23 protein-coding genes and 2 tRNA genes are annotated in these 26,542 nt (G+C 71.6%); 13 read left to right on the top strand and 12 right to left on the bottom strand.

Features of this window, described 5'->3' with window-relative positions; translation table 11 throughout:
- Positions 1-965, top strand: a 965-nt coding sequence (locus R7226_RS13285; RefSeq protein WP_318597650.1) for an NAD-dependent epimerase/dehydratase family protein, incomplete at its 5' end; no start/stop codon positions are given.
- Positions 966-995: 30 nt separating this feature from the next.
- On the opposite strand, the gene ilvD is transcribed toward R7226_RS13285, so the two are convergent.
- Positions 996-2,885 carry a dihydroxy-acid dehydratase gene (ilvD, locus tag R7226_RS13280; RefSeq protein ID WP_318597649.1) on the bottom strand — a complete coding sequence of 630 codons (1,890 nt, stop codon included), beginning with the start codon at positions 2,883-2,885 and terminating at the stop codon, positions 996-998.
- A gap of 79 nt (positions 2,886-2,964) precedes the next feature.
- Here ilvD and R7226_RS13275 point away from each other — a divergent pair, with 79 nt between their 5' ends.
- Entirely contained in the window at positions 2,965-3,606 is a 642-nt protein-coding gene (locus tag R7226_RS13275) for a TetR/AcrR family transcriptional regulator (protein WP_318597648.1), read from the top strand.
- A gap of 25 nt (positions 3,607-3,631) precedes the next feature.
- Here the strand turns inward: R7226_RS13275 and R7226_RS13270 are convergent, their stop codons facing one another.
- Together R7226_RS13270 and R7226_RS13265 are read right to left on the bottom strand one after the other, a co-directional pair.
- Positions 3,632-4,312, bottom strand: coding sequence for a hypothetical protein (locus R7226_RS13270; protein ID WP_318597647.1), 681 nt, complete (start codon positions 4,310-4,312; stop codon positions 3,632-3,634).
- Positions 4,313-4,453: 141 nt separating this feature from the next.
- Positions 4,454-5,008 (bottom strand): hypothetical protein, encoded by a 555-nt coding sequence (locus tag R7226_RS13265; RefSeq protein WP_318597646.1) that lies wholly within the window; start codon positions 5,006-5,008, stop codon positions 4,454-4,456.
- Between the two features lie 71 nt (positions 5,009-5,079).
- Here R7226_RS13265 and R7226_RS13260 point away from each other — a divergent pair, with 71 nt between their 5' ends.
- Entirely contained in the window at positions 5,080-5,856 is a 777-nt protein-coding gene (locus tag R7226_RS13260; RefSeq protein WP_318597645.1) for a methyltransferase domain-containing protein, read from the top strand.
- A gap of 28 nt (positions 5,857-5,884) precedes the next feature.
- Here the strand turns inward: R7226_RS13260 and R7226_RS13255 are convergent, their stop codons facing one another.
- Complete coding sequence (locus tag R7226_RS13255) at positions 5,885-6,637, bottom strand: hypothetical protein (RefSeq protein ID WP_318597644.1); 753 nt, start codon at positions 6,635-6,637, stop codon at positions 5,885-5,887.
- Between the two features lie 128 nt (positions 6,638-6,765).
- Here R7226_RS13255 and R7226_RS13250 point away from each other — a divergent pair, with 128 nt between their 5' ends.
- Complete coding sequence (locus R7226_RS13250) at positions 6,766-7,395, top strand: MBL fold metallo-hydrolase (protein ID WP_318597643.1); 630 nt, start codon at positions 6,766-6,768, stop codon at positions 7,393-7,395.
- A gap of 1 nt (position 7,396) precedes the next feature.
- Here R7226_RS13250 and R7226_RS13245 read toward each other — a convergent pair whose 3' ends face one another.
- Positions 7,397-8,206: an HAD-IIA family hydrolase gene (locus tag R7226_RS13245; RefSeq protein ID WP_318597642.1), complete on the bottom strand. Its 810-nt coding sequence runs from the start codon at positions 8,204-8,206 to the stop codon at positions 7,397-7,399.
- 52 nt (positions 8,207-8,258) lie between these two features.
- Here R7226_RS13245 and R7226_RS13240 point away from each other — a divergent pair.
- Positions 8,259-8,331: transfer RNA gene (locus R7226_RS13240), tRNA-Val, on the top strand.
- A 48-nt stretch (positions 8,332-8,379) separates the two neighbouring features.
- Here the strand turns inward: R7226_RS13240 and R7226_RS13235 are convergent.
- Entirely contained in the window at positions 8,380-10,299 is a 1,920-nt protein-coding gene (locus R7226_RS13235; RefSeq protein ID WP_318597641.1) for a Vgb family protein, read from the bottom strand.
- A gap of 41 nt (positions 10,300-10,340) precedes the next feature.
- Positions 10,341-12,683 carry an HtaA domain-containing protein gene (locus tag R7226_RS13230; RefSeq protein WP_318597640.1) on the bottom strand — a complete coding sequence of 781 codons (2,343 nt, stop codon included), beginning with the start codon at positions 12,681-12,683 and terminating at the stop codon, positions 10,341-10,343.
- A gap of 95 nt (positions 12,684-12,778) precedes the next feature.
- On the opposite strand from R7226_RS13230, the gene R7226_RS13225 reads away from it, so the two are divergent.
- From R7226_RS13225 to R7226_RS13210, 4 genes are all read left to right on the top strand, one after another.
- Entirely contained in the window at positions 12,779-13,309 is a 531-nt protein-coding gene (locus R7226_RS13225; RefSeq protein WP_318597639.1) for a MarR family winged helix-turn-helix transcriptional regulator, read from the top strand.
- Positions 13,306-15,420, top strand: coding sequence for a PI-PLC domain-containing protein (locus R7226_RS13220; RefSeq protein ID WP_318597638.1), 2,115 nt, complete (start codon positions 13,306-13,308; stop codon positions 15,418-15,420). Before R7226_RS13225 ends, R7226_RS13220 begins: the two co-directional genes overlap by 4 nt.
- Before the next feature lie 32 nt (positions 15,421-15,452).
- On the top strand, positions 15,453-16,253 hold the full coding sequence (locus tag R7226_RS13215; protein ID WP_318597637.1) for an META domain-containing protein: 801 nt from the start codon (positions 15,453-15,455) through the stop codon (positions 16,251-16,253).
- A 112-nt stretch (positions 16,254-16,365) separates the two neighbouring features.
- On the top strand, positions 16,366-17,226 hold the full coding sequence (locus tag R7226_RS13210; RefSeq protein ID WP_318597636.1) for a 3-hydroxybutyryl-CoA dehydrogenase: 861 nt from the start codon (positions 16,366-16,368) through the stop codon (positions 17,224-17,226).
- Between the two features lie 86 nt (positions 17,227-17,312).
- Here R7226_RS13210 and R7226_RS13205 read toward each other — a convergent pair whose 3' ends face one another.
- Entirely contained in the window at positions 17,313-17,729 is a 417-nt protein-coding gene (locus R7226_RS13205) for a DUF3592 domain-containing protein (RefSeq protein ID WP_318597635.1), read from the bottom strand.
- Between the two features lie 151 nt (positions 17,730-17,880).
- On the opposite strand from R7226_RS13205, the gene R7226_RS13200 reads away from it, so the two are divergent.
- On the top strand, positions 17,881-18,390 hold the full coding sequence (locus R7226_RS13200; protein ID WP_318597634.1) for a hypothetical protein: 510 nt from the start codon (positions 17,881-17,883) through the stop codon (positions 18,388-18,390).
- Positions 18,391-18,393: 3 nt separating this feature from the next.
- Here R7226_RS13200 and R7226_RS13195 read toward each other — a convergent pair whose 3' ends face one another.
- Positions 18,394-19,836, bottom strand: coding sequence for a cytochrome P450 (locus tag R7226_RS13195; protein WP_318597633.1), 1,443 nt, complete (start codon positions 19,834-19,836; stop codon positions 18,394-18,396).
- Between the two features lie 193 nt (positions 19,837-20,029).
- On the opposite strand from R7226_RS13195, the gene R7226_RS13190 reads away from it, so the two are divergent.
- Positions 20,030-20,103 (top strand) — tRNA-Asp (locus R7226_RS13190).
- Positions 20,104-20,134: 31 nt separating this feature from the next.
- Here the strand turns inward: R7226_RS13190 and R7226_RS13185 are convergent.
- The 3 genes from R7226_RS13185 to R7226_RS13175 form a co-directional block, all read right to left on the bottom strand.
- Positions 20,135-21,697 (bottom strand): recombinase family protein, encoded by a 1,563-nt coding sequence (locus R7226_RS13185; protein WP_318597632.1) that lies wholly within the window; start codon positions 21,695-21,697, stop codon positions 20,135-20,137.
- Between the two features lie 219 nt (positions 21,698-21,916).
- The gene (locus R7226_RS13180) at positions 21,917-22,408 is read right to left on the bottom strand and encodes an XF1762 family protein (RefSeq protein WP_318597631.1); all 492 of its coding nucleotides are present in this window, start codon (positions 22,406-22,408) and stop codon (positions 21,917-21,919) included.
- 72 nt (positions 22,409-22,480) lie between these two features.
- Positions 22,481-23,254, bottom strand: a complete 774-nt coding sequence (locus tag R7226_RS13175; protein ID WP_318597630.1) for a DUF5677 domain-containing protein — start codon at positions 23,252-23,254, stop codon at positions 22,481-22,483.
- Positions 23,255-24,659: 1,405 nt separating this feature from the next.
- Between R7226_RS13175 and R7226_RS13170 the strand changes: the two genes are divergently transcribed.
- Positions 24,660-25,763: a hypothetical protein gene (locus R7226_RS13170; protein WP_318597629.1), complete on the top strand. Its 1,104-nt coding sequence runs from the start codon at positions 24,660-24,662 to the stop codon at positions 25,761-25,763.
- A gap of 12 nt (positions 25,764-25,775) precedes the next feature.
- Positions 25,776-26,498, top strand: a complete 723-nt coding sequence (locus R7226_RS13165; RefSeq protein ID WP_318597628.1) for a hypothetical protein — start codon at positions 25,776-25,778, stop codon at positions 26,496-26,498.
- Positions 26,499-26,542: the final 44 nt, after the last annotated feature.

The following is a 26,542-nucleotide window of genomic DNA, read 5'->3' as shown; positions in this document are numbered from 1 at the left end:
CGCTCGCGAGCGCGCTGCTGGAGCGCGGCGACGAGGTCGTCGGGCTGGCGCGCACCGACGCGGCCGCCGCGGCGCTGGCCGCGCGCGGCGCGCAGGTCGTGCGCGGCGACCTGCTCGACCCGGCCGCGCTTGCGGCGGGGATGGCCGGCTGCGCGCTCGTCTACCACGTCGCCGGCGTCAACTCGCACTGCCCGAAGGATCCCGCGCGCCTGCTGCGCGTCAACGTCGAGGGGACCGGCGCGGTCGTGCGCGCCGCCGCCGAGGCCGGGATCGGGCGCGTCGTCTTCACCTCCTCGGCGGCCTCGCTCGGCGAGGAGGAGGGGACGGTCGGCGACGAGTCGACGCCGCACCGCGGCAGCTACCTGTCGCTCTACGACCGCTCCAAGCACGAGGCCGAGCAGCTCGCCTTCGCGACCGGCGCCGAGCGCGGCGTCGAGGTCGTCGCGCTCAACCCCTCGTCGGTGCAGGGGCCGCCGCGCAAGGGCGGCAACGGCGCGATCATCATCGCCTACCTCAACGGCAGACTGCGGGCCTTCGTCGAGACGCACGTCAGCGTCGTCGACGTGCAGGACGTCGTCTCGGCGCACCTGCTCGCCGCCGAGCGCGGTGCCGCCGGCGAGCGCTACGTGCTCAACGGCGCGACGCTGCCCTCGGCCGAGGCGCTGCGGATCGTCTCCAGGCTGTCGGGGGTCGAGCAGAAGGTCCCGATGGTGCCGCCGGCGCTGGCGCGCGGCGCCGCGTCGCTGGTCGAGGGCGCGCTGAGACTCGGCGGCAAGACCTCGCCGATCTGCCGCGCGCGCGTCGACACGATCCTGCACGGCCATCAGTACGACGGCTCGCGCGCCGAGCGCGAGCTGGGCCTCTCCTACACGCCCGTCGAGGAGACCTTCCGCCGCACGATCGTGTGGGCGGTGGCGGAAGGTCTCGTCACGCGTCCGCTGCCGGCGCATCCGCGCGGCGGCTGAGGCCGCCGCGCGGGGTCACACGCGGGCGCGTCAGCCGACGGTGTCGAGCGAGCGCTCGGCGGCGGCGAGCGCGCGCTCGACCGCGTCGACGTCGCGCACGGCGCCGGTGTCGGCCGAGGTCGCCATCGCGGCGTAGGCGCGCAGGGCGGGCGAGACGTAGCGCTCGCGCCCGACCGGCACGTAGCCGCCGCTGGACTCCAGCGCGCGACGGCGCTCGGCCAGCTCCGCGTCGGAGATCTCCAGCGAGATCGTGCGCGCGGGGATGTCGATCGCGATCGTGTCGCCGTTCTCGATCAGCGCGATCGCGCCGCCGGCCGCCGCCTCGGGGGAGACGTGGCCGATCGAGAGGCCCGACGTGCCGCCGGAGAAGCGCCCGTCGGTGATCAACGCGCACGATCTGCCGAGCCCGCGGCCCTTCAGGTAGGAGGTCGGGTAGAGCATCTCCTGCATGCCGGGGCCGCCGCGCGGGCCCTCGTAGCGGATCACGACGACGTCGCCGGCTCTGATCTTGCCGGCGAGGATGATCTCGACCGCCTCGTCCTGCGACTCGACGACGACCGCCGGCCCGCTGAATCTGAGGATCGACTCGTCGACGCCGGCCGTCTTCACGACGCAGCCGCGCTCGGCGATGTTGCCGGTGAGGATCGCGAGGCCGCCGTCGGTCGAGTAGGCGTGCTCGACGTCGCGGATGCAGCCGTCGGCGGCGTCGACGTCGAGCGACTCCCACCGCTCCGACTGCGAGAAGGCGGTCGCGGAGCGTCTGCAGCCGGGCGCCGCGTGGAACATCTCGACGGCGATCTCCGACGGCTTGGGGCCGCGCACGTCCCATGCGCCGAGCCAGTCGTCGATCGTGTCGGCGTGGACGGTGTGGACGTCCTCGTGCAGCAGACCGCCGCGCAGCAGCTCGCCGAGGACCGCGGGGATCCCGCCGGCGCGGTGGACGTCCTCCATCAGGTAGGTGCCGTTCGGCGCGACCTTGCAGATGCACGGGACTCTGCGCGAGAGCGCGTCGATGTCGTCCATCGTGAAGTCGACGCCGCCCTCCTGCGCGGCGGCGAGCAGGTGCAGGATCGTGTTGGTCGAGCCGCCCATCGCGATGTCGAGCGTCATCGCGTTGTCGAACGCCTCGCGCGTGGCGATCGCGCGCGGCAGCACGCTCGCGTCGTCCTGGTCGTAGTAGCGGTTGGCGATCTCGACGACGGTGCGGCCGGCCGCCTCGTACAGCTCCTTGCGCGCGGTGTGGGTCGCCAGCACCGAGCCGTTGCCGGGCAGCGCGAGCCCGAGCGCCTCGGTCAGGCAGTTCATCGAGTTGGCGGTGAACATGCCCGAGCAGGAGCCGCAGGTCGGGCAGGCGGCCTCCTCGATCAGCGCGATGTCCTCGTCGCTGACCTCGTCGGCGACGGCGTCGGCGATCGCGCTGATCAGGTTGACGCGCTTGCGCACGGTGCCGTCGACGAGCGTCGCGGTCCCGCCCTCCATCGGCCCGCCGGAGACGAACACGGTCGGGATGTTCAGCCGCAGCGCGGCGTTCAGCATGCCCGGCGTGATCTTGTCGCAGTTGGAGATGCAGATCAGCGCGTCGGCGCAGTGCGCGTTGACCATGTACTCCACGCTGTCGGCGATCAGGTCGCGTGAGGGCAGCGAGTAGAGCATGCCGCTGTGGCCCATCGCGATGCCGTCGTCGACCGCGATCGAGTTGAACTCGCGCGCGACGCCGCCGGCCGCGTGGATCGCCTCCGAGACCACCTCGCCGACCGGCTTGAGGTGCGTGTGGCCGGGGACGAACTGCGTGTAGGAGTTGGCGACCGCGATGATCGGCTTGCCGAAGTCCTCGCGCGCGACGCCGGCGGCGCGCAGCAGCGCGCGGGCGCCGGCCATGTTGCGGCCGTGGGTGACGGTGCGGGAGCGAAGCGGTGGCATCGTGCGGCTACTCCGGGGGCGTGGTGGTGGGCGGTGACCGGAATGGGCGTTCCGGGGGCGAGATGGGTAAGGTACCGGAATGGCCGTTCCGGAGCAAATGCCGCCAGCCGCGCCCGAGCCGCGGCCAGCGGGCGCCGTCGGTGCGCCACCGTCGCGCGCGCCGGGCGCGGTCGCGGCGGCGCCGTGGGCGTCGTTGAGCGCGGCCGAGAAGCGGTCGCGCACGCTGGCCGTCGCCGACGAGCTGTTCGCGCGCGAGGGCGTCGACGTGCCGATGCCGGTGCTGGCGCGCGCGGTCGGCGTCGGCGTCGGCAGCATCTACCGCCAGGTCGGCACGAAGGACGACGTGATCGGCGCGCTCGTGATCGAGCGCTCGGCGATCCTGCGCGAGCGCTTCCTCGCGACGCTGCAGGCGCCTGACCCGTGGGCCGCGCTCGCCGCCGCCACGCACGCGACCGTCGACGACTGCATCGACGACGCGCTCTCGCAGACGGCCTGGGATGAGGCGGCCTTCGCCAGCGCCGAGGTCGCCGCCGCGCGCGCCGGCGCGACCGAGGCGCTGGACCTGATGGTGCGGCGGGCGCAGGAGGCCGGCGTCGTCGCCGACGACGTCACCCACCAGGACCTGCGGATCCTCTTCTGCGCGCTGCGCGAGCTGGGCGGCATCGGCCCCGACGCCGCCCACCGTCTCGCCGACCTCGTGCTGCGCGGGCTGCGGGGCTGAGCGGCGCGGCGGCTGCACGGCGGCGCTAGTAGCTCGGCCCCGCGCGCCAGAACGACGTCCGCTTGGCGGCGCCGGCGAGCGTCAGCCCGATGTGGATGTGGTCGCGGTGCGCGGTCGTCTTGTCGACCTTGCGGCTGATCTTGCCGGTGCGCGTGAGGCAGGGCGAATAGCGATTGTGCGCTTCCATCCCGGCGCCCCAGTAGCCGCAGTCCCAGATGATCTCCTCGACGCCCATGCGACGGGCGAGCGCGTGCGGGTTGCCGGCCTTGTCGGGCGCCAGCAGCAGCCCGATCAGGCGGTTGGCCTCACGTCGGTCGGCGGGGCTGGCGGCGTCGAGATGCCAGTCGACGGCGCGGCCCTCGGCGTGCAGCGAGGCGGAGCGCTTGCCCCATCTCTCGCAGCGGTAGGTGCCCCACGAGACGCCCTCGACGTTGCTCTCCAGCCAGCCGACGAGCGCCGTCATTCCCGGCTTCGGCCGCTTCGAGCAGCGCGTCGCGGGGTCGTAGACCGACGGTTCGAGCGGCAGCTGGAAGATCCGGCCGGCATTCGCGGGGTTGCCGGCGACGGCGGGGTAGTGCGCGGGCCAGGCGTGGGCGGCGGCGGGCAACGTGAGCAGAAGCAGGAGCGCGGCGGCGAGCACGAGGCGCGCGCGGGCGGCGCGGCGGCCGCACGGGCCGTGGTGGTGGCAGGGTGGAGCGACGGTCATCGCTCCGGGTGATCGGCCCGTGGGCGGCGGTGTTGATGTCAGCGCGCGTTCACGGGGCTGACGGGACCTGCCCGCACCGAGGACCGTCAATCTGCATCCCTCCAGCGGTAGCAAAGTGACGGTGGTGGAAATCGGACATCGCTAGATCGCGTCGAGCCGCGCGGCGCAGCGCAGCAGCGCCTGCTCCTGCGCGGCGAAGACGGCGGCGAGCGCGGCGGTGGGGTCGGTCACCGGCGCGGCCGGATCGTCGAGCCGCGTGGGGGCGTCGGGCTCCGCCGGCCCGCCCGCCAGCTCCTCCGGCGCGGGGATCGGGGCGGTGGCCAGCAGGGCGGCGATCTCGTCGCGCAGCTCGCCGCCGTCGACGGCGGCCGCGAGCTGGAGCAGCAGCGGCTCGCGCACGCGCGCGCCGTCGGCGAAGGCGGCGAGCGCGGTCGCCCGCGACAGCGGCGCGCCGCGGCCGAAGACGCGTCCGTGCAGCACGGCGGAGTTGGCGTGGCTCTGCTCGCGCTGCGTCGCCTGCAGCCGCGCGCCGATGCCGACGGCGTCGGCCAGCAGCGTCATCCCCTGCGCGATCGGCGTCGCGTCGAGCGGCAGCAGCGCCCGCAGTTCGGCGGGCAGCTGCGCCATCCACTGCTCGCGCTGCGCGCGCTGGTCGGCGAAGAGGCGTTCGAGCTGGTCGCGATGGCCGGAGGGCATCGCTCCAGGGTAGGAAGCAGCGCCTCGCAACCGCCGCCTCCTCGCCCGCCGGGGCGCGATCATCCCTCCCGATGCCCTCCACCGAGCCTCGCTACGACGCGATCGGCGCCGGGTACGCGCGGCTGCGACGCGAGGATCCGCTGCTGGCTGCGCACCTGCACGCCGCGCTCGGCGACGCGCGCAGCGTCGTCAACGTCGGCGCGGGCGCCGGCTCCTACGAGCCGCGCGACCGGCACGTCGTCGCGATCGAGCCGAGCGCGGTGATGGCCGCGCAGCGCCCGCGCGACCGGGCACCGGCGATCCTCGCGAGCGCCGGCCGGCTGCCGCTCGCCGACGGCGCCGCCGACGCGGCGATGGCCGTCGTCTCCATCCACCACTGGGACGACGAGCAGGAGGCGGGGGTGCGTGAGCTGCGGCGCGTCGCGCGCGGACCGGTCGCGATCGTCACGATCGATCCGCAGGTCAGCGGGGAGATGTGGCTGATGCGCGACTACCTGACCGAGGTCGCGGAGCTGGACCGGCAGATCTTCCCGTCGCCGGCGACGCTCTCCGCGTGGCTGGGCGGCGGCGCCGTCGAGGTCGTGCCGATCCCGGTCGCGCGCGCCACGCCCGACTGGACGCTGCTCGCCTTCTGGGCCCACCCGGAGCGGGTCCTCGACGCGGCGGCGCGGGCGGCGACGTCGGGCTTCGCGCGGATGCCGGAGACGGTCGTCACACGTGTCGTGCGCGACGTCGAGCGCGATCTCGCGGACGGCACGTGGGATGCGCGCAACGGCGCGCTGCGGGCACTCGACGCCTACGACGCCGGGCTGCGCCTGGTCGTCGCGCGGCCCGCGCCGGAGCGCTAGGCGGCGAGGCGCGACCGTCGCGCAGCCGCTAGACCCCGTCAGGCCCGGTGCGCGCGAGCACGCCGCGCGCGGCCGGCAGCAGCGTCGCGACCAGCAGGCCGACGCCGACCATCTCGCACAGCTCCTCCAGCGGCGAGAGGTACTCGGCGGTGGAGGAGTCAGCCAGCCGCGAGATCACCTCGAGCCCGAGCGAGCCGCTGACGAAGATCGCGCCGGCGAGCAGCAGGCGCAGCCGCAGGCGGCTGCTGAGCGAGCGCAGCCACGGCCACAGCCAGATCGCGAGCGCGGCGAGCACGGCGCCGATCACGGCAACGGCGATCAGCTTCGCGGCGGCGCCGTCGAGGCCGGTGACCGACTCGACAGAGTCCATCAGCGGACCGACGGTCTCCTCGTGCAGCTGCGCCGCCTCGTCGATCGACAACAGCGCGAAGAGCGCGCCGAGCAGCGTCCAGCGACGGTCGAGCGCGTCGCCGAGCCGGCGCGCCGCCTCGCCCATCGAGAAGGCCAGCAGTGCCGCGGAGGCCCACAGCGCCGACGCGAACCACGTCGGCAGGTTGGCCTCGCCGCCGGTGTCGAGCCGCGCCAGCAGGTCGCTGTCGCCGTCGGTCGCGATGTAGGCGACCGACGCACCGAAGAAGAGCAGCGCGATCGCGACGATCGCGACCAGCGTCGTGCGCGGGCTCGGGAGCGGGATCAGCGCTTCGCCGCGCGCGCCGACGGCGGGAATTGCATCGCCTGCCGCGACCGGAATCGCGTCCTCTACCCGGGCATTGAGCTGCATTTGTGAAGATCCTGTCACTTTCGCGCCGTTTTGGCGCAGGATCGCGCTGCGACATTCGTCCAGAAATAGTCAGGATTCGTAGCGGCGCTCCTCGCATGGCCCGCGCGCGGCGTGGCTAGATTGCAGCCATGGACGAGATCTTCCCTGGACTCCTCAGCTGGACGGCGATCCGCGAGACGATCGGTCAGCCGGTGCACTCGGCGTATGTCGTCGAGGCGCGCACGCTGATCGACCCGATGGTCCCGCCGGAGGGGCTCGGCGCCTTCGGCGGCAGCTCCGACCTGCCGGCGCCGGAGCGGATCCTGCTGACCAATCGTCACCACCGCCGCCACAGCGCCAGATTCGCCGAGCGCTTCGGCTGCACGGTCCTGGCGAACGAAAGGGGGCTCTACGAGCTGCTCGACGCGCCGCTGAGGGTGCGTGGCTTCAGACCGGGCGACGAGGTCGCGCCGGGGATCGTCGCCCAGCAGGTCGGTGTGCTCTGCCCGGACGAGAGCGCGCTCCACGTCACCCAGGGTCCGGGAGCGCTGGCGGTCGCCGACGGCGTCATCCGCGTCGGCGACGACGGCGCGCTCGGCTTCGTCGCCGACCACCTGCTCGGCGACGACCCGCTCGCCGTCAAGCGCGGCCTCGCTGAGGCCTACCTGCGCCTGTGCGACGAGCTGACGTTCGAGACGCTGCTGCTGGCGCACGGCGCGCCGGTCGTCGGCAACGGCCGCGACGCGCTGCGCGCCTTCTCCGAAGCCGTCCTGCGCTGAGTCAGTCGGCGGTGGTGCCGGGGCCCAGCTCCGGCACCAGCTCCGCGACCGATCTGACGATCCGCGTGGGGCGGAACGGGAAGCGCTCGGCCGCCTCGCGCGTCGCGACGCCGGTCAGCACGAGGATCGTCTCCAGGCCCGCCTCGAGGCCGGCGACGATGTCGGTGTCCATGCGGTCGCCGATCATCGCCGTCGTCTCGGAGTGGGCGTCGATCGCGTTCAGCGCCGAGCGCATCATCAGCGGGTTGGGCTTGCCGACGAAGTAGGGCTCGACCCCGGTCGCGCGCTGGATCAGCGCGGCGACGGCGCCGGTCGCCGGCAGCGGACCCTGCAGCGAGGGGCCGGTCGGGTCCGGGTTGGTCGCGATGAAGCGGGCGCCGGTCTCGATCAGGCGGATCGCGGTCGTGATCCGCTCGAAGCTGTAGGTGCGCGTCTCGCCGAGCACGACGTAGTCGGGCTCGCGCTCGGTCAGCGTGTAGCCGTTCTGGTGCAGCGCGGTCGTCAGGCCGGCCTCGCCGATCACGAACGCCGAGCCGTCGGGGCGCTGGTCGTGGAGGAACTGGGCCATCGCGTTGGCCGAGGTCCAGATGCTCTCCTCCGGCACCTCCAGCCCGCTCATCTTCAGCCGCGCGGAGAGATCGCGCCGCGTGTAGATCGAGTTGTTGGTCAGCACCAGGAACGGGATCTCGCGCGCCTTGAGCGTGCCGAGGAAGTCGTTCGCGCCCGCAATCGCGCTCTCTTCGTGGACGAGCACACCGTCCATGTCCATCAGCCAGGATCTGATCTCACGCCGTCTGCTCACGAGCCGCATCGTAGTCGAGCCCGGGTCGGCACGGCCGCGCGGATACCATCCGTGGCGACGCGGGCGGTTAGCTCAGTTGGTAGAGCGCTTGCCTTACAAGCAAGAGGTCGCCGGTTCGAGCCCGGCACTGCCCATCGTCCGCGCGACGCGCAGCCTCGCGGCGCGCGTCGCGGCGGACGCGCTCACGGCTGCCGCGGCAGGCCGATCAGCGGTGTGCGCACGGGCGTCGCGGCGCCGACGAGCTGCACCAGCCCGTTGCCGCCGACGGGCTCGCTCAGCGGCGAGCCGGTCGTCCAGTTGTTCGCCAGCCAGACATTGCCGGAGGGGTCGATCTGGACCGCGGTGATGTGCTCGAAGGCGGCGCTGTCGTAGCCCGCTCTCGGCGGGGAGATCGGCTGCCCGACGCGCAGGCCGGGCGGGCAGGTGCGACGGCGCACGCCGCACAGCTCGCTGACGTTGCCGCCGAAGAAGCCGGCGACCCAGACGTGGTCGGCGCCGTCGACGGCGACGCCCCAGCCGCCCTCGATGCTGCCTCTGATCGGCGACTCGGGCGCGATGCGGCCGTTGGGCAGCAGGCGCGTGACGCTGCGCGACAGGAGGTTGCCGACCCAGACGTTCCCGGCCGAGTCGAGCGCCACCCCCTGCGGCGAGAGCAGGCCGCCGCCTCTGATCGGCCGCGGTCGCACCGGCGTGCCGTCGGGCAGCAGCTCGGTGACCGAGCCGCTTCTCGACTCCGCGCCGTTGGAGACCCACACGTGGCCGCGCGCGTCGACCTGGATCCCGAACGGGTTCTCGATGCCGCCGCGGGTGATCTTCTGCGCCGTCGCCGGGTCGGGGTTGCCGCCGGGGTAGCGGATCACGCTGTCGTCGCCGAAGCTGGCGATCCAGACGTCGCCGTTCTGCCCGACCGCGACGCCCTGCGGCTTCGTCGGGCTGCCGGCGGTGTAGCCGCCGGACGGCGACAGCGGCGTGCCGTCGGGCGCGTTGACGCTGATGCTGTCGCCGGCGAAGTTGGCGTTCCAGACACGCCCGTCGGCGCCGACCGCGGTGCCCCAGCCGGGACCTCTGATGCCGCCGCCGAAGTAGGGGCTGCCGAGGATCGGCTGGCCGCTCGGGGTCAGCGCCGTCAGACCGAGGCCGGCGGTCGTGCCCGGACGGGCGAAGTTGTTGCCGGCCCAGGCGTTGCCGGCGGCGTCGAAGGCGACGCGGCCGGGCGCGTTCATGCCGCCGCCGGTGTAGACGAGCGCGAGGATCCAGGAGTTCGGCGGGCGCGTCAGGGCGGGCTGGTAGACGGGTGCGTCCGCTCTGCGCGTTCTGCCGCCGGCGCCGTCTCCGCGGGCTCTTTCGCCGGCCGCGCCGGCTCTGCGCGCGCTGCCGTGCGCGAGCGCGAACAGCTCAGCGCGGTGCTGGGATGGGTTGCGCGCGATCGCGACGACGGCGGCGAGCGTGTCGGCCGGCCGCGCGCCGCCGCGCGGCTGCGCGGCCGCGAACAGCCGCCGGCAGCTTCTGCGCGTGCCGGTCGTGCAGGAGGCGAGCGCGTTGGCGAGCGTGTTGAAGGTCGGCAGCGCCTCGGTCGCGAGCCCGCTGGGCGAGTTGGAGAGGACGAAGCTGACCTTGCCGGTGCGCGCCTCGAACAGGTTGGCCGCCGTCGTGAAGGCGTTCGCGAGGCCGGGCGCCGGCCCGGAGATGCGCGTGCCGTCGATGAAGCGCGCGAGCGCGTAGGCGCCGGCGACCGTGCCGCGCTCCTCCACGACCGTCGTCGTCGGCGCGCCCTCGGCCGGCCCGACGATCGCCAGCAGCCGCACCTGCGCGCCGAGCGCGCGGCCGGCGCGGTTGCCGCCGGTCGCGACGACGTAGAGCTGCGCGTCGTCGGCCGGCGCCTCGTAGTCGATCGAGAAGCTGCCGTCGCCGGCGCTGCGGTCGGTGCCGAGCGCGCTCGCGCTGCCGGCGCCCGCGGCGAACAGCCGCACGGTCGCTTGCGCGACCGGTCTGCCGGCGGCTTCGACCTGCCCGGTCAGCGTCGCGGCGTGGGCGCCGGCGGCGCAGGTGAGGAAGGCGACCGCCGCGGCGAGCGCGACGAGCAGACGGCGAGAGGAGGTCATCGCGCCGGATTCTGCTCGCCGCGGCGGTCGGATGCATCAGGTCAGCGCGTCTTCTTCACCTTTGCGCCCTTCAACGTCACGGTCACCGTGCGCGTGACCCTTCTGCCGCCGCTCGTCACGGTCAGCGTCACCTTCACCGTCACGCGCTTGCCGGCGAGTCGCGCGGCGGCCGCCTTGGGCAGCTGCACGCGGACGCTGCCGCGCTTGCCGGCGGCGACGCTTCTCGGCGCCGTCACCGTGAGTGCGAACCGCTTGCCGCCGATCTTCACCGTGACGCGCTTCGGCACGGTGACACGGCAGGCGGAGCCGGACGTGCCGGCGCGGCAGGCGATCGTCGCGACCGTCGCGCGGCGGCTGCGGTCGAGCTCGAGCGCACCGCGCGGAGCGGTGACGCCCGGCGTCGTCGCCGGAGCCGGGGCCGGCGTGACGGGCGGGTCGACCGTGACCGGCGGCGTCACCGGCGGGGTGACGGGCGGAGTCGTCCCGCCGCCGCCGCCACCGCCGTCGGGCGGCGTCGGCGGCGTCACGGTGACCGCGAGCGTCGCGACCTGCGACGCGATGCTGCCGGCCGCGTTGGTGAAGACCGCGCGGTAGCGCGCGCCGGCCAGCGCCTCCGTCGCGTCGACCGTCAGCGTCTCGCCGGTCGCGCCGGTCAGCGTGACCCAGCGCGAGGCACCGGCCGTCCGCTGCTGCCATCTGATCGTCGGCGCCGGGCTGCCCGTCGCGGCCGCGGCGAACGTCACCGGCGTCGTCGCGCCGGCCGCGGCGACGGTCGCCGCGGCGTCCTGCGGCTGCGTCGTCGGCGTCGGCGATCTGGCGCGCCCGATCAGCTTCAGCGAGCCGTCGCGCCAGCTCGCGAAGGCGGTGCCGTCGGGGCGCGCGACGATCCCGTTGAGCGAGATGTTGCTGTCGCCGTCGACGGTCGCGACGACCGCGCCGTCCTCGACGACCTGGACCTTGTTGTTCGTGTTGTCGGCGACGAAGAAGCGGCTGCCGTCGGGTGCGACGGCCGAGACGATCCAGCCGAGCGCCGGCGCGGGCGTCGTGACGGGCGCCTCGTAGCCGCCGTCGGCTCTGCGTCTCAGCACGTGGAGGCTGCGGGCGACCGTCGGATAGTTGTCGTAGTTGACCTCGACCCACGTGATCGTGCCGTCGTCGGCGACCGCGATGTTGTTCGCGTACGGCGAGGCGACGACTTCCCTGAGCTGCGCCTCGCCGGCGTTGTCGAAGGTGACCTCGGCGATGCCGCCGCCGTAGAGGAAGAGGCGGCCGTCGCGGGTGATCAGCAGGTCGCTGTAGAGCGGCAGGCCGGTCTCCTCGAGGCTCCACGAGTCGTTGCCGGCGCCGCCGCCGGCGGCGTAGCGATGCAGCCGTCTGTCGAACAGCGTGAAGAGCGCGCCGTCGGACTGGCGCACGACCAGCTCGTTGCTGGCGGTGCCGGTCAGCGTCGCCAGCGGCGTCGGGTCGAGCAGCAGGTCGCCGGCCGGCTCGGTCACGCGCAGGATCGCGTTGTCGACCGTGTAGGCCGTTCTGGCGCCGGAGTCGACCGCGACGTTGCGCGGGTTGAAGCCGGTCGTGACGGTTCTGAGCGTCTCCAGCGTCGTCGCGTCGACGGTCGCGACCGTTCTTCTGTCGTAGTTGGAGAACCACAGGCGATCGTCCCAACCGAGCACGAGCGAGGCGACGCCGGCGGCCGTTCTGCCGGTGACGAGCGCGCCGAGCTTGTCGGTCCCGGCGGGCGTCCACACCTCCGCGATCGGGGTGCCGCCTGGGCCGTCGTAGCCGAAGGCGAACGGGTCGAGCAGCGTGTCGACGCCGTAGAAGCCGGCGAACGGCTCGACGCCGTCCTCGGTCAGCGTCGCCGGCAGCGCAGGCCACGCGGTCGTGCCGCCGTCGACCTCGGGCTCGACGCCGGTCGGGTCGAGTCTCGCGAACCGCACGCCGGCGTACTCCTTCGCCGGAGCGCCGTTGATGTTCGGCTTGCTGACGATGTCGGCGTAGAGGTCGGCGCCCTCGGGCGTGATCTCCACGCGCGGATTCGACACTCTCATGTCGAGCTGGCCGTCGTGGCCGGTGAAGCGGACGAAGCCGCCGAAGCGAACGACCGTCGCGCTCGTGTCGGGGTCGTACTCGCCCGCGGTGACGGGGAAGTGGAAGGTGCCGTCGGGGTTCTCGGAGGCGCCGTCGCCGGTCGAGTACGAGCCGTGCGCGATCGGACCTCTGACGTAGTTGCGGAAGGAGGTCTTGACGCCCCAGTCGGCGCCCGCGCCGGTCGTGATCGCGACGGGGTCGGCCGCGCGCGCCAGCGGCGCGAGCAGCAGCGTGAGGAGCCCGGCGAGCAGGAGCGTCCACCACGCTCGACGGAGGGTGCTAACAGTGTTCATTAGGTAAGCCTAATGCTTGTAAGGGAACCCTGACGTTTGCGATAAGGCTGATGCACACGGCGCTCCGGAGGCCCGGTCTGAAAGGCTTCCGCGCGATGGCCGAGTCGCAGCCGCTCCCGTTCGACCCGATCGCCGAGGCCCGGCGGCACTGGCGTGAGCGCTGGGGCGAGGAGCCGGCGCGCCCGATGGCGGCGGTCACCTCGATCATGCGCACGCAGCAGATCCTGCTGGCGCGCCTCAACGAGCTGCTGCGCCCGCACGGGCTCACCTTCCCGCGCTACGAGACGCTGATGCTGCTCGTCTTCAGCTCCAGCGGCTCGCTGCCCGTCGGCAAGATGGGCGAGCGGCTGCAGGTCCACCGCACCTCGATGACGCACATGGCCGACCGGCTGGAGGAGGCGGGGCTGGTGACGCGCGTCTCGCATGCCCAGGACCGCCGCTCGACGCTGATCGCGATCACCGACGCCGGCCGCGCGCTGGCGGAGCGCGCGACGGAGACGCTCAACGGCGCAGGTTTCGCGATGGACCCGCTCGCGCCCGACGAGCAGGAGGCGATCACACGCCTGCTGACGTCGGTCCGCCGCGACGAGGGCGACTTCGACGCCGGCGCCGCGCCGGCCGCGTGATCGCTCCGCGCTGGCGCTCGCATGCGGTGATCGCGCTCGCCGTGCTGACGGCGGTGCTGCTCGCCGCCGCCGCCGTCGCCGGCTACGCCCGCCTCGAGCTGGTCGACCGCGACGAGTTCAGCGCGCGCGCCGTCGCCGCGCTCGACGACGCCGACGTGCGCGCCGTCGTCGCCGGCAAGGTCGTCGACGGTCTCGCCGTCAGCGTCGCGCCGGACGTGCTGGCGATCCGGCCGCTCGTCACCTCCGCGATCGGCTCGCTCGCCGACAGACCGGTCTTCAAGCGCGTCGCGCGCAGAGCGATCGCCCACCAGCACGCGGCGCTCTTCAACGGCAACGCGAAGGCCGCGATCGACCTCGAGTACGCCGGCGGCCTGTTGAGAGACGCGGTCCGCAGCGTCTCGCCGCGCGTCGCCGAGCTGATCCCGCGCGGCACCGAGCCGCGGCTGGTCGAGCTGGAGGCAGGCGACATCCGCCTCACCCTCGCGCGCAAGCTGACCAACGTCGCCGGCTGGTGGCTGCCGCTGCTGGCCGCGGCGCTGCTCTGCTCGATCGCCTGCGGCCTGCTCGCGGGCGGCCTGCGCGATGGCGTCGCCTACCTCGGCGCGGCCGTCGCCGCCGCCGGCCTGACGGTCGCGCTGATCGTGATGACGGCCGGCAGCTGGGTCGTCGCGCGAGTCGGCTCCGACGAGCGCTCGCGCGCGGCCGTGAAGGCGATCTGGGAGGCGCTGTTCGGCGACCTGCGCACGACTGCGCTGCTCAGCGCGCTGGGCGCGCTCGTCGTCGCCGGCATCGCCGCGCAGCGGCCGGTCGTCCTCTTCACGCAGCTGCGGCGGCTGCTGGGGACGCCGGCGCGGATGCCGCGAGCGCTGCGCGGCGCCGGGCTGCTGCTGCTCGGCGCGGCGATCGTGCTGGAGCCGTCGGTGGCGGTCCGCGCCGTCAGCGTGATCGCCGGCCTGCTGCTGATCCTGCTGGGGATCGGCGAGCTGCGCGGTCGCGCCGGCCGCGCAGCCGGCGCCGCGGGCGACGGCGCCGTCGCGGAGGAGAGACCGACGCCGGGGCGCACGCTCGCGGTCGTCGGGATCGTCGCCGGCGTCGTGACCGCGACCGTGATCGCCGTCGCGCTCGTGCTGCCGGCGCCGAAGGTCGAGGCGCCGCCCGCGCTCGCCGCGCTGGCCGGCCCGGCCGGCGCCTGCAACGGCTCCGTCGAGCTGTGCGGCAAGCGCCTCAACGAGGTCGTCTTCCCCTCCACGCACAACTCCTACGCCGCGGCCGCCGAGCCCGGCTGGCTGTTCCCCAATCAGCGCCACGGGATCGAGCGGCAGCTGCGCGACGGCATCCGCGGCCTGCTGATCGACATTCACTGGGGCGAGCTGGATCCGGCGACCGGCCTCGTGCGGACCGACCTCGACGCGGAGGGTTCGGACCGCAACAAGGTCGCTCAGGAGCTCAGCCCGCAGGCGCTGCGGACGGCCGACCGGCTGGTCGGGCGGATCGGCGTCGGCACCGGCAGCGGCAATCCGACCCCGTACCTCTGCCACACGCTCTGCGAGCTGGGCTCCGAGCCGCTCGACGAGCAGTTCGAGATCATCGCCCGCTTCCTCGCCGCCAACCCCGGCGAGGTGCTGGTGCTGTTCATCGAGCCGTACGTGCCGGTCGCGGTGACCGAGGCGGCGCTGGAGCGCACGGGTCTGCTGTCGCAGGCGGCCGAGCTGCAGCGCGACGAGCCGCTGCCGACGCTCGGCGAGCTGGTCCGCGACGACACGCGCCTGGTGATCTTCGCCGAGCAGGACGGCGGCTCGCGCTCGTGGTACCTCGACGGCTTCTCGTTCGTGCAGGACACGCCGCTGGGCGCGACCAAGGCGAGCGAGCTGAGCTGCGAGCGCTGGCGCGGCACGCCCGACAGCCCGCTGCTGATGCTCAACCACTGGACCGTCACCTTCCCGCCGTCGGTCTCGCGCAACGAGCGGATCGGCAACAGCGTCCTGTGGCGGCAGATGGCTCGCTGCGAGCGCGAGCGTGAAATGCTGCCGAACCTGGTCGCCGTCGACTTCTACGAACGCACGGGCGTCGTGCGGCTGGCGCACCAACGCAACGAACTGGCGGCGCCGTGAGCGCCGGGTCGCGAACGAGGAGAGCCCCGCTGATGCGCCTGGCCCTTGCCCTTGCCGTGCTGATCGCCGTCGCCGTCGCCGGCTGCGGCAGCGACGACGACGCCTCCACGACGACCGCCGCATCCGGGGCCGCCGTCACCGCCGCCGACCTCGACGGCCGCAGCTTCGTCTCGACCGCCGTCGGCGGCCGCGAGCTGGTCGCCGGCACGGAGGTGACGATCAGATTCGAGGAGGGGACGCTCGGCGTCAACGCCGGCTGCAACTCGCTCGGCGGCACCTACGCGGTCGAGGACGGGACGCTCAGATGGAACTCCGCGCCGGCGATGACGATGATCGGCTGCGAGCCGCCGTTGCAGAGACAGGACGACTGGCTGCTCGCCTTCCTCTCCGACGGCGCGACGATCACGGCTCCGACCGCCAGAACCCTCTCGCTCGAGCACGACGGCGTGACGATCGAGCTGGCCGAGGGCGCGAGCGCGACGCAGCCGCCGCCGATAGCGGGCACGGCATGGACGCTGACGACGATCTCGGATCGCGGCGGCACTGCCGCCAGCGTCCCGGCCGGCGTTGAGCCGCCGACGCTGAGAATCGTCGGCGGGCAGGCGCAGGTCTTCGCCGGCTGCAATCGCGGCAGCGCCAGCGTGCAGGTGCGCGACGACGGCTTCGCGGTCTTCGGACCGTTGAAGCTGACGCGGAAGGCGTGCGACAGAGCGGCGATGGCAGTCGAGCGGGAGGTCACGTCGGTGCTCTCCGGCAGAGCCGCGCTCGGCTTCTCCGGGGCCGACCTGTCGGTTGCCAAGAGCGGCCGCCACCTGGTCTTCCGCGCCGGCTGAGCGTGCGCCGGATGCGCCCTCCTCCGGGTTAGGAGGAGGGTCGCGTATCTTCGCGATAGCCTCCCGGGCGGGCGCGCGGCACGGTGCGCCCGTGACCCGGAAGGACTTCTGAATGACAGCAGCAGGCATCGGGAACGTCGCCGTCGTCGGCGCCGGTTTCATGGGCTCCGGCATCGCCGAGTCGGCGGCGCGCGCGGGCGCCCACGTGGTCCTCTACGAGATGGACCAAGGCGCGCTGGAGCGTTCGCAGAAGCGGATCTCGACCTCGGTCGCGCGCGCGGTCGAGGGCGGCAAGATGAGCCGCGAGGACGGCGACGCGCTGATCGGCCGGATCGAGTGGACGAGAGAGTTCCACAAGCTCTCCGGCGCGCAGCTGGCGATCGAGGCGATCGTCGAGGACGAGAGAGTGAAGGCGGAGGTGTTCGAGCGGCTCGACGGCGTGCTCGGCCCGGAGGCGATCATCGCCTCCAACACCTCCTCGATCCCGATCGCGCAGCTGGCGGCGGCGACGAGCCGGCCCGATCGAGTCGTCGGACTGCACTTCTTCTCGCCGGTACCGGTGATGAAGCTGGTCGAGATCGTGATCGCGCTCGACACCTCCGACGAGACGGTCGCGCGCGTCGCGGCGTTCGCGGAGGCGCTCGGCAAGACGGCCGTGCGCACGAAGGACCGCTCCGGCTTCGTCGTCAACTTCCTGCTGGTGCCGTACCTGATGGCGGCGGTGCGGATGTACGAGGAGGGCTTCGCCTCGGCGGAGGACATCGACGCCGCGATGAAGCTCGGCGCCGGTCACCCGATGGGGCCGCTGACGCTCGTCGACTTCATCGGCCTCGATGTGCTCTACGCCGTCTGCGACTCGCTCTACGAGGAGTTCAAGCGCGACGAGTACGCGCCGCCGCCGCTGATGAAGCGGATGGTCGCGGCGGGCCGTCTCGGCCGCAAGTCCGGCCGCGGCTTCTACGAGTACCAGTAGGAGCTAGGCGGGCCGGCCGGTGGCGATTCGCCGGCGCCACCGGCCGTCCCAGCCCCGCTCGATTCGACGTCCGGGCCAGAAGCCCTTCAGCCGATCAAGACTCGCGTCGGGTCCGCGGGGTCGACCCGCACCGGAATCGACGCGCCCGGTTGGAAGTTGGAGATCACCAGGCGGGAGACGACCTGGCGGTGCGTGACGGGGTAGGGATCGCGCCCGTCGACGGAGACGAGCAGGTCGAACTCGACCTGCGGGTTCTCGTTGATCGTCATGCCGGTGTCGCGCAGCGCCTGCACGGTCGCCTGGCCGATCAGCCCGGTCGCCATCAGCCGCTGTGCGTCGGCCTGCTGCCGGCTGAGCGCTGACAGCGAGTCGTTTGCGTCCTGCACCATCGACCCCATCTGCTTGAACTGGCCGGAGAGCCCGCGCGGACGGTCGGGCTGCAACTGGTCCTGCAGCTCCTCTGCTGACTGCTTGAGCTGCCGGATGTCCTTGAAGAAGCCCATGTCTCACCTCCGTCTTCGCGTGCCTTGGAAGAAGCTACGGGCGCGATCGCGGCGCGTCAGTGCCGGAACGGTCTCGGATTGGTCTCAGAAGTTCGCGCGTCCCCACATTTGAGCGTGGTGCGAGAGCCGCTGCGGGCCTAACGTCCGGACGATGACGACTCGACGATCGGCGGTCGCGCTGGGCGCGGCGGCCCTGCTGGCGCTGCCCGCGTTGTCCGTGCTGCCCGCCGCCGCCGTCGCGGCGAGACCGCGCGTGCGGATCCTCGGCTTCACGACCCACGCGCCGCTCGGCGTCCCGCCGGTGCAGGGGAGGCCCGGGACGACGGTGACCGACTGCGGGCTGCGCGGCGGTGGCATGCGCGACCTGTACGTGATCTACAGCGGGACAGGGATCGCGAAGGGGACGAAGGTCGGCGTCGCGCTGTGGGGGCCGCCCCGCAACCCGGCCGGCGTCGAGGCCGAGCCGCCGGTCGCCGAGACGATGAGACGGGCCTACCGCTGGCCGGTCAGAGCCGAGGAGACGAAGCGGCAGGTGTGGGGCTACGGCTTCGCCCAGGGGCCGTTCGGGCCGGTCTCGATCGACGGCAGATGGACGGCGTCGGTCGTCGTGGCGGGGAGAACGGTCGTGCGCAAGTCGATCACGATCGCCTGCCAGAACTGAGCGTCAGCCGCCGAGCGCGGCGGGAACGCCGCGCTCGCGCACGATCATCTCCAGCGGCTCGCGCGGGCTGAGCGTCGGCATCTGGCGGACGGTCAGCGTCCGCCCGCCGAACAGCTCGAGGTGGAATCGCTGCAGCAGCAGCGTGACGATCGTCTTGATCTCCAGCTGGCCGAAGCGCATCCCGATGCAGGTGCGCGAGCCGCCGCCGAACGGTATGTAGGCGCCCTTCGGCATGGCCGCCTTCCCCTCCGGCGTGAAGCGCTCGGGCACGAACGCCTCAGGCTCGGGCCAGACGTCGGGCAGGCGGTGGCTGGCCCACGAGGAGTAGTTGACGTACGCGCCGGCCGGGACGGTGTGGCCGCCGAACTCGAACGCCTCCACGTTGCGGCGCGGCCCGACCCACGCGGCGGGGTAGAGCCGCAGCGTCTCGTCGAGCGCCATCTCCAGCTCGGGCAGGCTGCCGTCGCTGAGCTGCTTGACCGTGGGGGCTCTGCCGCCGGGCAGGACGCGGTCCTGCTCGTCGAGCAGTCTGCGCAGCACGGCCGGGTGGCGGGCCAGCTCGTAGAGCATGAAGGAGACCGTCGAGGTGGTCGTGTCGTGGCCGGCGAACAGCAGCGTCATCACCTGGTCGCGGACCTCGTGGTCCGACAGCTGCTGGCCCTCCTCGTCGCGCGCCTCCAGCAGCAGCGACATCACGTCCTCGCGCTCGGGGTCGGGATGGCGCCGGCGGCGGCCGATCTCCGCGTAGACGATCTCGTCGAGCGTGCGGCGCGCCTGCATCATCTGCTGCCACGGCGTCCGCGGCCCGCGCACCACGCGCAGCGCGAAGTCCTTGCCGTAGAAGGCGAGCGCCCGCTCGAAGTCGACGGCGGCCCGTCTGCCGGCGCCCTCCTCGTCGGGATCGAGGCCGAACAGCGCCTTCATCGCGACGCGCAGCGCCAGCTCGCGCGCCCAGTGGTAGACGTCGACCAGTCTGCCCGGCTGCCAGTCCTCGAGCGCCCGCAGCGCCTCCTGCGCCATCGTCTCGCCGGCGGCCGCGATCCGCTCGCGGTGGAACGCCGGCAGCATGATCGTGCGCGCGCGCCGGTGGTAGGCGCCGTCGATCGTGAGCAGCCCGTCGCCGAGCAGCGGGACCAGGTCGCCGAAGCTGCCCTCGCGCCAGTGGAAGTTGCTCGCGTGCGAGACGGTGATGTAGTGGTTGGCCTCCGGCCCCAGCATGAAGACGACCTTGCCGTGGAACAGCCGCATGCTGAAGATCGGGCCGTACTCGCGGTAGGCGGGCAGCAGGATCGGCAGCGGATCGCGCACGAAGTGGAAGGTGCGCGCGAGGTTGAAGTCGTTGGGCCCGGGCGGGAACGGCGCGTCCGCGGTCCGCTCGCGGTTGAGGTCGCTCAGGATGCGGCGGAGCGGATTGCTCGAAAGCTCCTCGGGCGCCATGACGGCCATGGCACGGAGCCTACTGGCCAGGCAGCCAGTTCGCGACCGGGAAGTGGTGGGGACCTGGGTCAGTGCGGCACGGGCGGCCCCTGTTCGCGCGCGTCCACGCGCCTCCACCGGACGCCGCCGCGCACCGCTCCCGGGCACGTCCGCGACCAGGACGCGTCGTCCCCGCCTCTCATGCCATACTTCCCTTCCCCGAGGGGGCGTAGCTCAGTTGGTTAGAGCGCCGGCCTGTCACGCCGGAGGTCGCGGGTTCGAGTCCCGTCGCTCCCGCCTTTTACACCCCGGATATCCGGTCGGTGTTTCAGGCATTTCGCTGATCGCCTGGATGTCCGCGACAGTGGCGAAGTACCGCGCGGGGTCTGTCGGCGACGATCACGCCGTCGTCTTGCCAGATGCGATCGAAGAGCTGGCCGAGCAGTCTGCGGCGCTCGGCGGGCTGCTGCTCGACCTCCCAGAAGCCGGCGAACTCGTCGAGCAGCTTCTCGGCGCGGTCGAGGTCGGGGTCGACAGGCGGGCCGATCCGCTCCACTTCCTGTTCGAGCGCTTGGCGCCGCATCGTGTACTGGCCTCTGGTGAGGTCGCCCATCACGTAGAGGTCTTGCAGCCGTTCGAGCTGCGCGAGCAGTTCGCGACGGCGGTCGGGCTGGTCACCGGCCCGCGCTCTGGCCTCGGCCTGGATCGCGTCGATCACGAGCTGCCGCAGGTCGCTGTCGGGGCGGAAGTCGCGCAACCACTCGACGAGCTGGCCCTCAAGCGGCTCGGCCTTGACGATCGCCTGGTCGCAGCCGCCGCCGCGCCGCCGGGTGCCGCACTGGTACCGACGGAGCTGAGCGCGCGAGCCGCGCGTGCCCTGCATTCTCCCGTTGCAGCGCTCGCAGTACAGGAGCTTGCGCAGCAAGTAGTCCTCGGAGGGGCGGCCGGTCGAGCCGACGACGCGGCTTCGCCACGAGCGGATTTGCTGCACGCGGTCGAACAGCTCCTCGGGCACGATCGGTTCGTGGCGACCTCTGATTTCGCGGGACTGGTCGCGCAGGCCGGTCACGTAGCCGCAGTAGCTTGCGTTCACCAACATCTCGCGCACCGTGTCGGCCTGAAAGCGTCTGCCGCGCGCCGTCGTCGCGCCCTTCGCGTTCAGCCACTCGGCGATCGTTCTGTCGGACTCGTCGCCGGTCGAGTAGCGCTCGAAGATCCCCAGCACCAGCGGCGCGCGATCCGGGTCAAGAACGACATCGCCCGACTCGCCGTCGCGCACGTAGCCCCACGGCAGGGAGCCGGTCAGGTAGCCCTGCCGCGCCTTCTCTCGGAGCCCGGAGCGGGTCCAGAACGAGAGGGAGACGGAGTAATACTCGTCGAACATCTCGTGGATCGACTCGGCGAGGAACGACGACGGGTCGCTGTGGTCGTCGCCCATCGGCTGCGTGACGGAGAAGACCTTGATGCCGAGCTTGTCGCGGAGGAGCTGCTTGTACTTGCGCGCCTCGACCTGATTGCGTGCGAACCGCGACGTGTGGAAGACGAGCACCACGTCGAAGCGCTTCTCGGCGGCGTCGGCCATCAGCCGGTGGAAGTCTCTGCGCCCGTCGGTCTTGCGCCACCCGGAATGGAAGTCGACGTACTCCTCGACAAGGTCGAGGCCGTTCTCGGCGGCGAATCTCTTGATCGCCTCGCGCTGCGCGCCGGGGGAGAAGCCCTCGCCCTGCTCCTCGGTCGATTCGCGCACGTACGCGACCGCGCGCAGCGCCTTCGGCACCTCGACGAGGCCGAGGCCGTTCTCGGCGGCGAACGTCGTGATCGCCTCGCGCTGGTCGTCGAGCGAGGAGCCCGCGCCGTGGTCCTCAGCGGGCTTCCGGGCGGACGCGATCACTCCCGACGAGCCGCTGTCCTCGGCGCAGCCACCAGTCTGCGAACCACGCTGCGAAGGCTTCGAGTTGCGGGTCTGACGCGATGTCGCGCTCATGGTTCGAGCCCCTTTCCTGAGCGTGCGGACGACCTTCGACTAGATCAGACGCCCCACGTTCTCGCAAGCCGTTTTTGCCCGGTTTTCGTGGGGTTTTCCGAGGACGCCCGCCCGCCGTCGAACCGCTCACGTCCGCAGCTCCCAGCGGCACTTGTAGCCGAGCGGGTGCGTGTCAGCGGCTCTGCGTCCGCCGCTGCTCCAGCGGCCGCCGCCGGCTCTGTCGGTGACGAGCTTGAAGCCGGCGGCGCGCAGCGACGCACCGCCCTCCTCTCTGAGCGTGTAGGTGATGACGTTGCGGTAGCCGAGGGCCTTCGCGGCGCGCCACGCGGCCCGCAGCAGCATCGAGCAGGCGTTTGGCGTGCCATCGGTGCAGACGCGCCGAACCTCGGCGGTGAACCCGTCTTCCAGCTTGCGCGCGACGGGGCGGCCGAGGATCGCGACGCCGCACAGGCGGTCGTCTGTCTTGACGGCGACGACGCAGACGCCGGCGGCTACGGGGCGGTTGTGGCGATGGTGCTCGGCGACGAAGGCGTTCGCCTCTCTGAGCGAGGTCGGAACGATCGCAAGGCGCGGTCGGTCGTCGTGCGAGCGTGAGCGAGCGGATCGGTTTTTCGTCAATGGGTGGTGGCCGGCGAGGCGCTTCCCACTCCATCAACGTCAGGCAGAGCGTCCGAGCGGTACAGACGGCAGTTATGTGCGGCGTGCGGCTGCCGCTGCGTCGGCGCACTCGGTAACGATCCGCTTGATCGCGTAGAGATCCGGTCTGCCGATCGTGTGGGAGGCGACGCCGAGTGCGACGGCGAGGAACGTGAAGACGCAGCCGATAGTCGGGCTGATGTCTCCCTCGGGCTCGATCATCAGGACGACGTGGTCACCTGCGGGCCTGCGGTTCTCGTAGAGGCCGGCGGCGGTCGGGTGCGCGAAGAAGCTGCCCGCGCGGAAGACGGTGGTGTAGCTGGCGGTCAGCGTGTTCAAACCGCTGAGGCCGAGCCGGCCGTTCCAGTCCCTATCGGCCTGTCTCGCAAGCTCTCTGGTCTTCGGCATCCCCGGCCCCGAAAGCTGCTCCTCCAACCACTCCCGTCCCTCGGGCGTGATGTCGCCCGCCTCCATCGCCTTCATCTCGTTCCCCCACGCCCGGACGATCCGTAAGGATTCGCGGTTCCAGACCGTGAAGCGGCTGTCGTCGCGCGGCGCCGAGATCCACGCGAGCATTACGGCGTGGTCATAGAGGCAGCGGACGAGGATGGAGAGGTCGGCGACGCGCCGCAGTTCGCTCACGTGCACGATCGTCTCGCCGAGCGTCAGCACCCGCATCAGCAGTCCCGCCGACGCCGTCCGCCACTGCGGCCAGTCAGGTTCGGCGACGACGTGACCTATCGATCTGCCGAGTTCGAGCAGGCGCCCGATCGCCTCCAGGCTTACAGCAGCGGGAACAGCGTTCGTACTGTCGGCGCCGACGTTCATGCGGCCAAGAATGCCCGTCGTGCCGAGTCTGGTCCAGACATGCAGGAGATACGGTCCCGACTGTTTCAGTCAGGAGTCGTGTCGTGCGAGCCCTGACGGCTCCCGGCTCTCGCGGATCTCCTGCGTCATGGTCGTGACGATTCCGGCTGCCAACGATCGCACCCGGTAGCTCGCGTGACCGGCTCGCGCACTGTCATCGAACGCCGTTGCGCGTGCAAGCGAGGGAAGAGTCGGGCGGTCGACGGCCGAGACGCGAGGCAATCGGAAGCCCGCAGAGCGGAGGTGATGCGGCGTCGTCTGCAGCAGCTCGTTTGCTCGCCTGAGGACTCCCCGCGATCTCATTTCCGCGACCGTGTAGCTGCTCCGGCTCATGCCTGGAATCGGTCGGCCTGTCGTCGCCACACTCTGTCTTTGCAGTTCCCAAACCGCTCCTGTGAGCTTGGTTGCGAAATCGTCGAGATCATTCGCGAGCTCACGTCCCCATGCTTCGACCGCGCGCTTGATTGGAAGAACCGGTCTGAGGTCTACGGAGGCTCGGGCTTCGGCGATCTCACGCGCTGCGAGAGCGAAAGCGAACGCGTCAGCGTCTTTCTTTGGAGTTCTCCCTGACTGCGGCGGCCATCGTCTGAGATGTGCAGTCCAGAACTCCGCATGCTCGGCAATCGACCAAGTGTCCTGGTAGTGGAAGACCCAGAGGAATTCGTCATACGCCGGATCGCAGGGTCGCAACTCCCGCACGCCAAGGTCCATCAGATCGGTCAGGAGGAACAACGCAGGTGGCGCAGGTCCAGCGGCGCGGTCGCTCGGCCGAACCCCGTCTTCCCAGGGGGTTGAGTCAAAACCCCGAGCGGCGAGGGGGACCCTCGCACGGATCACCGCCATCGTCCAAATCAAAGGCTCCGATTCGGGAAGACGCGCAGCCTCGCCCTGATCACGATACGTGTCGATGCTTCTCGGTCTCATTCACAGTCGCCTCGGACGGATACTCTCCGCTTCGCCGGATGACCGAGGAATCAGACTGGTTGTGTTCGTGACGACGCTCGCGACTGGTCTCGCGACGGGGTGCGACTCAGTCGAAGCGCTTTGGGGGCTCTGTTGGACTACGGGGGACAAGGCGTTGGTGGCCTTCGGCGTTTACGAACTCTTGCGGCGATGGGGAACGCCGCAGCTCGCACGGAGGCCACGGGCGACGAGTCGGGCGGCCAGCTCGCGAACGACTGCTCGCACGTTGAGCGCTGTTTCGACGACTTCCGTATGTTCCACGGGATTCCAGCCGTTCGCCGAGCCGGAGCTTGGGCAGCGTACCGTTGTGGTTCCTCTACACGAACGAGGGGCATGCCGCACATGTCGATGAGACCCTGATGCGCGTCGCTGCCGTCCGTTCGTGCATCTACTTTGGTGCGTAATGTCCCCGCGCGCGGCGATGGTGATGGGCGAGTCGCAGGCCGAGGCCGAAGCGCAGGTACGCAGCGAGTCGGTCCGGGTGCTCCGTTCTCGGGAGATTGATCTGAGCAGCGTGCCGCCGCTTCCGGGCGAGCCGCTTGAACGGCATTGGGCGGTCGTCTTCGAGTTGACCGATCCCGAGCGCGAGGCGCAGCAGCCGCAACCGGACGATCCAGAAGGAGAGGTCGAGCGAGCGACGCTGAGCCTCTACACGCAGATGGCGATCGACCGGAATCTGCTCGTCACGGGGACCATCGAGCAGTTCCCGTGCCCGGCGTGCAGCGCCGAGGTAAGAGCAGAGTTGCCGCCACCGCACGAGCCGCGACCGGAGTACTACCGCCAGTGCGAGAGCTGCGGAGCGCATCTGACGCGCGTGCCGGGGGATCTCGTCTGGTCGGTCAAGCAGGTGAGACCTAAACCCGAGTCGTGCCTCTGCTGTGACGGTCCGGCAGACAGCAGCGAGCACCTCATCCCGGAGTGGGTCTCGAAGCGGTTGGGCGTGCGCGACATCGTCTACGTGGTCGAGGAGGCGGACGGCGGCATGCGGAGACGCAAGCAGCCGATCTCGTTCGCGAGTTACCAACGAAGAATCCTGTGCGAGGACTGCAACACGCACTTCGGGCTCTTGGAGCAGAAGGTCATCCCTTTGCTGGTGCCGATGGCGAGAGGCATGACGATGAGTCTGAACAGTGAAACTCAGGCGCTTCTCGCTCTCTGGGCAGCGAAAACAGGGGCATTCCTGAGCGGCGCCGAGCCAGCACTGCGCGACACCATCCCGCCCGAGCACGGGCCAACGATCCGGGCCGGGAAGGTGCCGCCGGGCGTCTGGGTCGGATTCTTCGAGTGGGCCGGCGGCGTCTCACTTAGCACGAGCCGCACCGTCGTCGATGGGCCATGGGGATCGGCTGAGACGTACCACGCGGTCTTGGCGTTCGCGAAGCTTGGGATCGTCGTGGCCGGGCTCTCTACGCCCAACACCCCGAAGGCACTGAACGCCGAGCGAGCCGGTCGCCTGCACCAGTTCTGGCCGCCCCGCGCCTCGCTCATCCACTGGGCGGCGAGCTGAGATGAGGACGCAGTGAGTTTCGACTTCGATGCAGCGGAGCGTCACCTGTTGGCGGAGGCAGACGATCTGCTCCCCGCGCTGGCGATCGCAAGACAGGCGACTGAATGCCTCGGCGCGATGGTCGAGGGCGTGACGGTTCCGCCCGCCCCTGACGGCGCCCCGCCGTCGTACTACGCCAAGTCGGCGACGCTCATGCTGGCCGTGATCGCCCTGCGTACGGGCCGAGCTTGCATGCTGGTCGTCTCGGCCGGCTATATGCCTGAGGCCCACGGCCTCAAGCGGCGGCTTTCCGAGGTCCACGCTCGCATTCAGGCGATCAGCAACGACTCATCTGGCCAGCACGCCCGCGATTGGCTCAGCGGTAGAGGCCCGAGCACGCCGACCAAACTCTTCGGGAAGTTCGGCAGCGCTGATCTTTGGGAGATGTACTCGTGGGGCGCACACGCCGACGCTCAGAGCGTTCACCAGTGGCTGTCAGTGCCGCTGCCGGACGTACACGAGGGGCACACCGGCATCGCAGTGCCGCCGCACCACCACGAGATCTTGTCGAACGCGGTGCTGACCGAGGTCGCAATGGAGTGCCGCGACATGGCCGCCGCGATGGTCGTGGCGCGGGCACGCACCGAGGATGAGATTCACGCGAACCTCGCACAGGTCGGAACGCTCGATGACGAAATCGAGGCGATGATCGCCCGCTATTACAACCGGGTGCCGGACGAAGGCGGCGAGGGGTAGATCGAGCGAGCCCGCGCGAGCCGGCGAGGAGGGGGAGAACCGCG

Origin of the sequence: Conexibacter stalactiti, from assembly GCF_033542075.1 — a bacterium.
Classification (GTDB): Bacteria; Actinomycetota; Thermoleophilia; order Solirubrobacterales; family Solirubrobacteraceae; genus Conexibacter; species Conexibacter stalactiti.
This window is presented reverse-complemented; position numbering and strand designations above follow the sequence as displayed.

Coding starts and splice junctions, on each gene's coding strand:
- R7226_RS13245 (WP_318597642.1), bottom strand. CDS start 8,206: ATGCGGCTCGTGAGCAGACGGCGTGAGATCAGATCCTGGCTGATGGAC.
- R7226_RS13210 (WP_318597636.1), top strand. CDS start 16,366: ATGACAGCAGCAGGCATCGGGAACGTCGCCGTCGTCGGCGCCGGTTTC.
- R7226_RS13265 (WP_318597646.1), bottom strand. CDS start 5,008: ATGCCCTCCGGCCATCGCGACCAGCTCGAACGCCTCTTCGCCGACCAG.
- R7226_RS13230 (WP_318597640.1), bottom strand. CDS start 12,683: ATGAACACTGTTAGCACCCTCCGTCGAGCGTGGTGGACGCTCCTGCTC.
- R7226_RS13175 (WP_318597630.1), bottom strand. CDS start 23,254: ATGAACGTCGGCGCCGACAGTACGAACGCTGTTCCCGCTGCTGTAAGC.
- R7226_RS13235 (WP_318597641.1), bottom strand. CDS start 10,299: ATGACCTCCTCTCGCCGTCTGCTCGTCGCGCTCGCCGCGGCGGTCGCC.
- ilvD (WP_318597649.1), bottom strand. CDS start 2,885: ATGCCACCGCTTCGCTCCCGCACCGTCACCCACGGCCGCAACATGGCC.
- R7226_RS13200 (WP_318597634.1), top strand. CDS start 17,881: ATGACGACTCGACGATCGGCGGTCGCGCTGGGCGCGGCGGCCCTGCTG.
- R7226_RS13205 (WP_318597635.1), bottom strand. CDS start 17,729: ATGGGCTTCTTCAAGGACATCCGGCAGCTCAAGCAGTCAGCAGAGGAG.
- R7226_RS13255 (WP_318597644.1), bottom strand. CDS start 6,637: ATGCAGCTCAATGCCCGGGTAGAGGACGCGATTCCGGTCGCGGCAGGC.
- R7226_RS13275 (WP_318597648.1), top strand. CDS start 2,965: ATGGCCGTTCCGGAGCAAATGCCGCCAGCCGCGCCCGAGCCGCGGCCA.
- R7226_RS13250 (WP_318597643.1), top strand. CDS start 6,766: ATGGACGAGATCTTCCCTGGACTCCTCAGCTGGACGGCGATCCGCGAG.
- R7226_RS13270 (WP_318597647.1), bottom strand. CDS start 4,312: ATGACCGTCGCTCCACCCTGCCACCACCACGGCCCGTGCGGCCGCCGC.
- R7226_RS13195 (WP_318597633.1), bottom strand. CDS start 19,836: ATGGCCGTCATGGCGCCCGAGGAGCTTTCGAGCAATCCGCTCCGCCGC.
- R7226_RS13215 (WP_318597637.1), top strand. CDS start 15,453: ATGCGCCTGGCCCTTGCCCTTGCCGTGCTGATCGCCGTCGCCGTCGCC.
- R7226_RS13225 (WP_318597639.1), top strand. CDS start 12,779: ATGGCCGAGTCGCAGCCGCTCCCGTTCGACCCGATCGCCGAGGCCCGG.
- R7226_RS13170 (WP_318597629.1), top strand. CDS start 24,660: ATGTCCCCGCGCGCGGCGATGGTGATGGGCGAGTCGCAGGCCGAGGCC.
- R7226_RS13260 (WP_318597645.1), top strand. CDS start 5,080: ATGCCCTCCACCGAGCCTCGCTACGACGCGATCGGCGCCGGGTACGCG.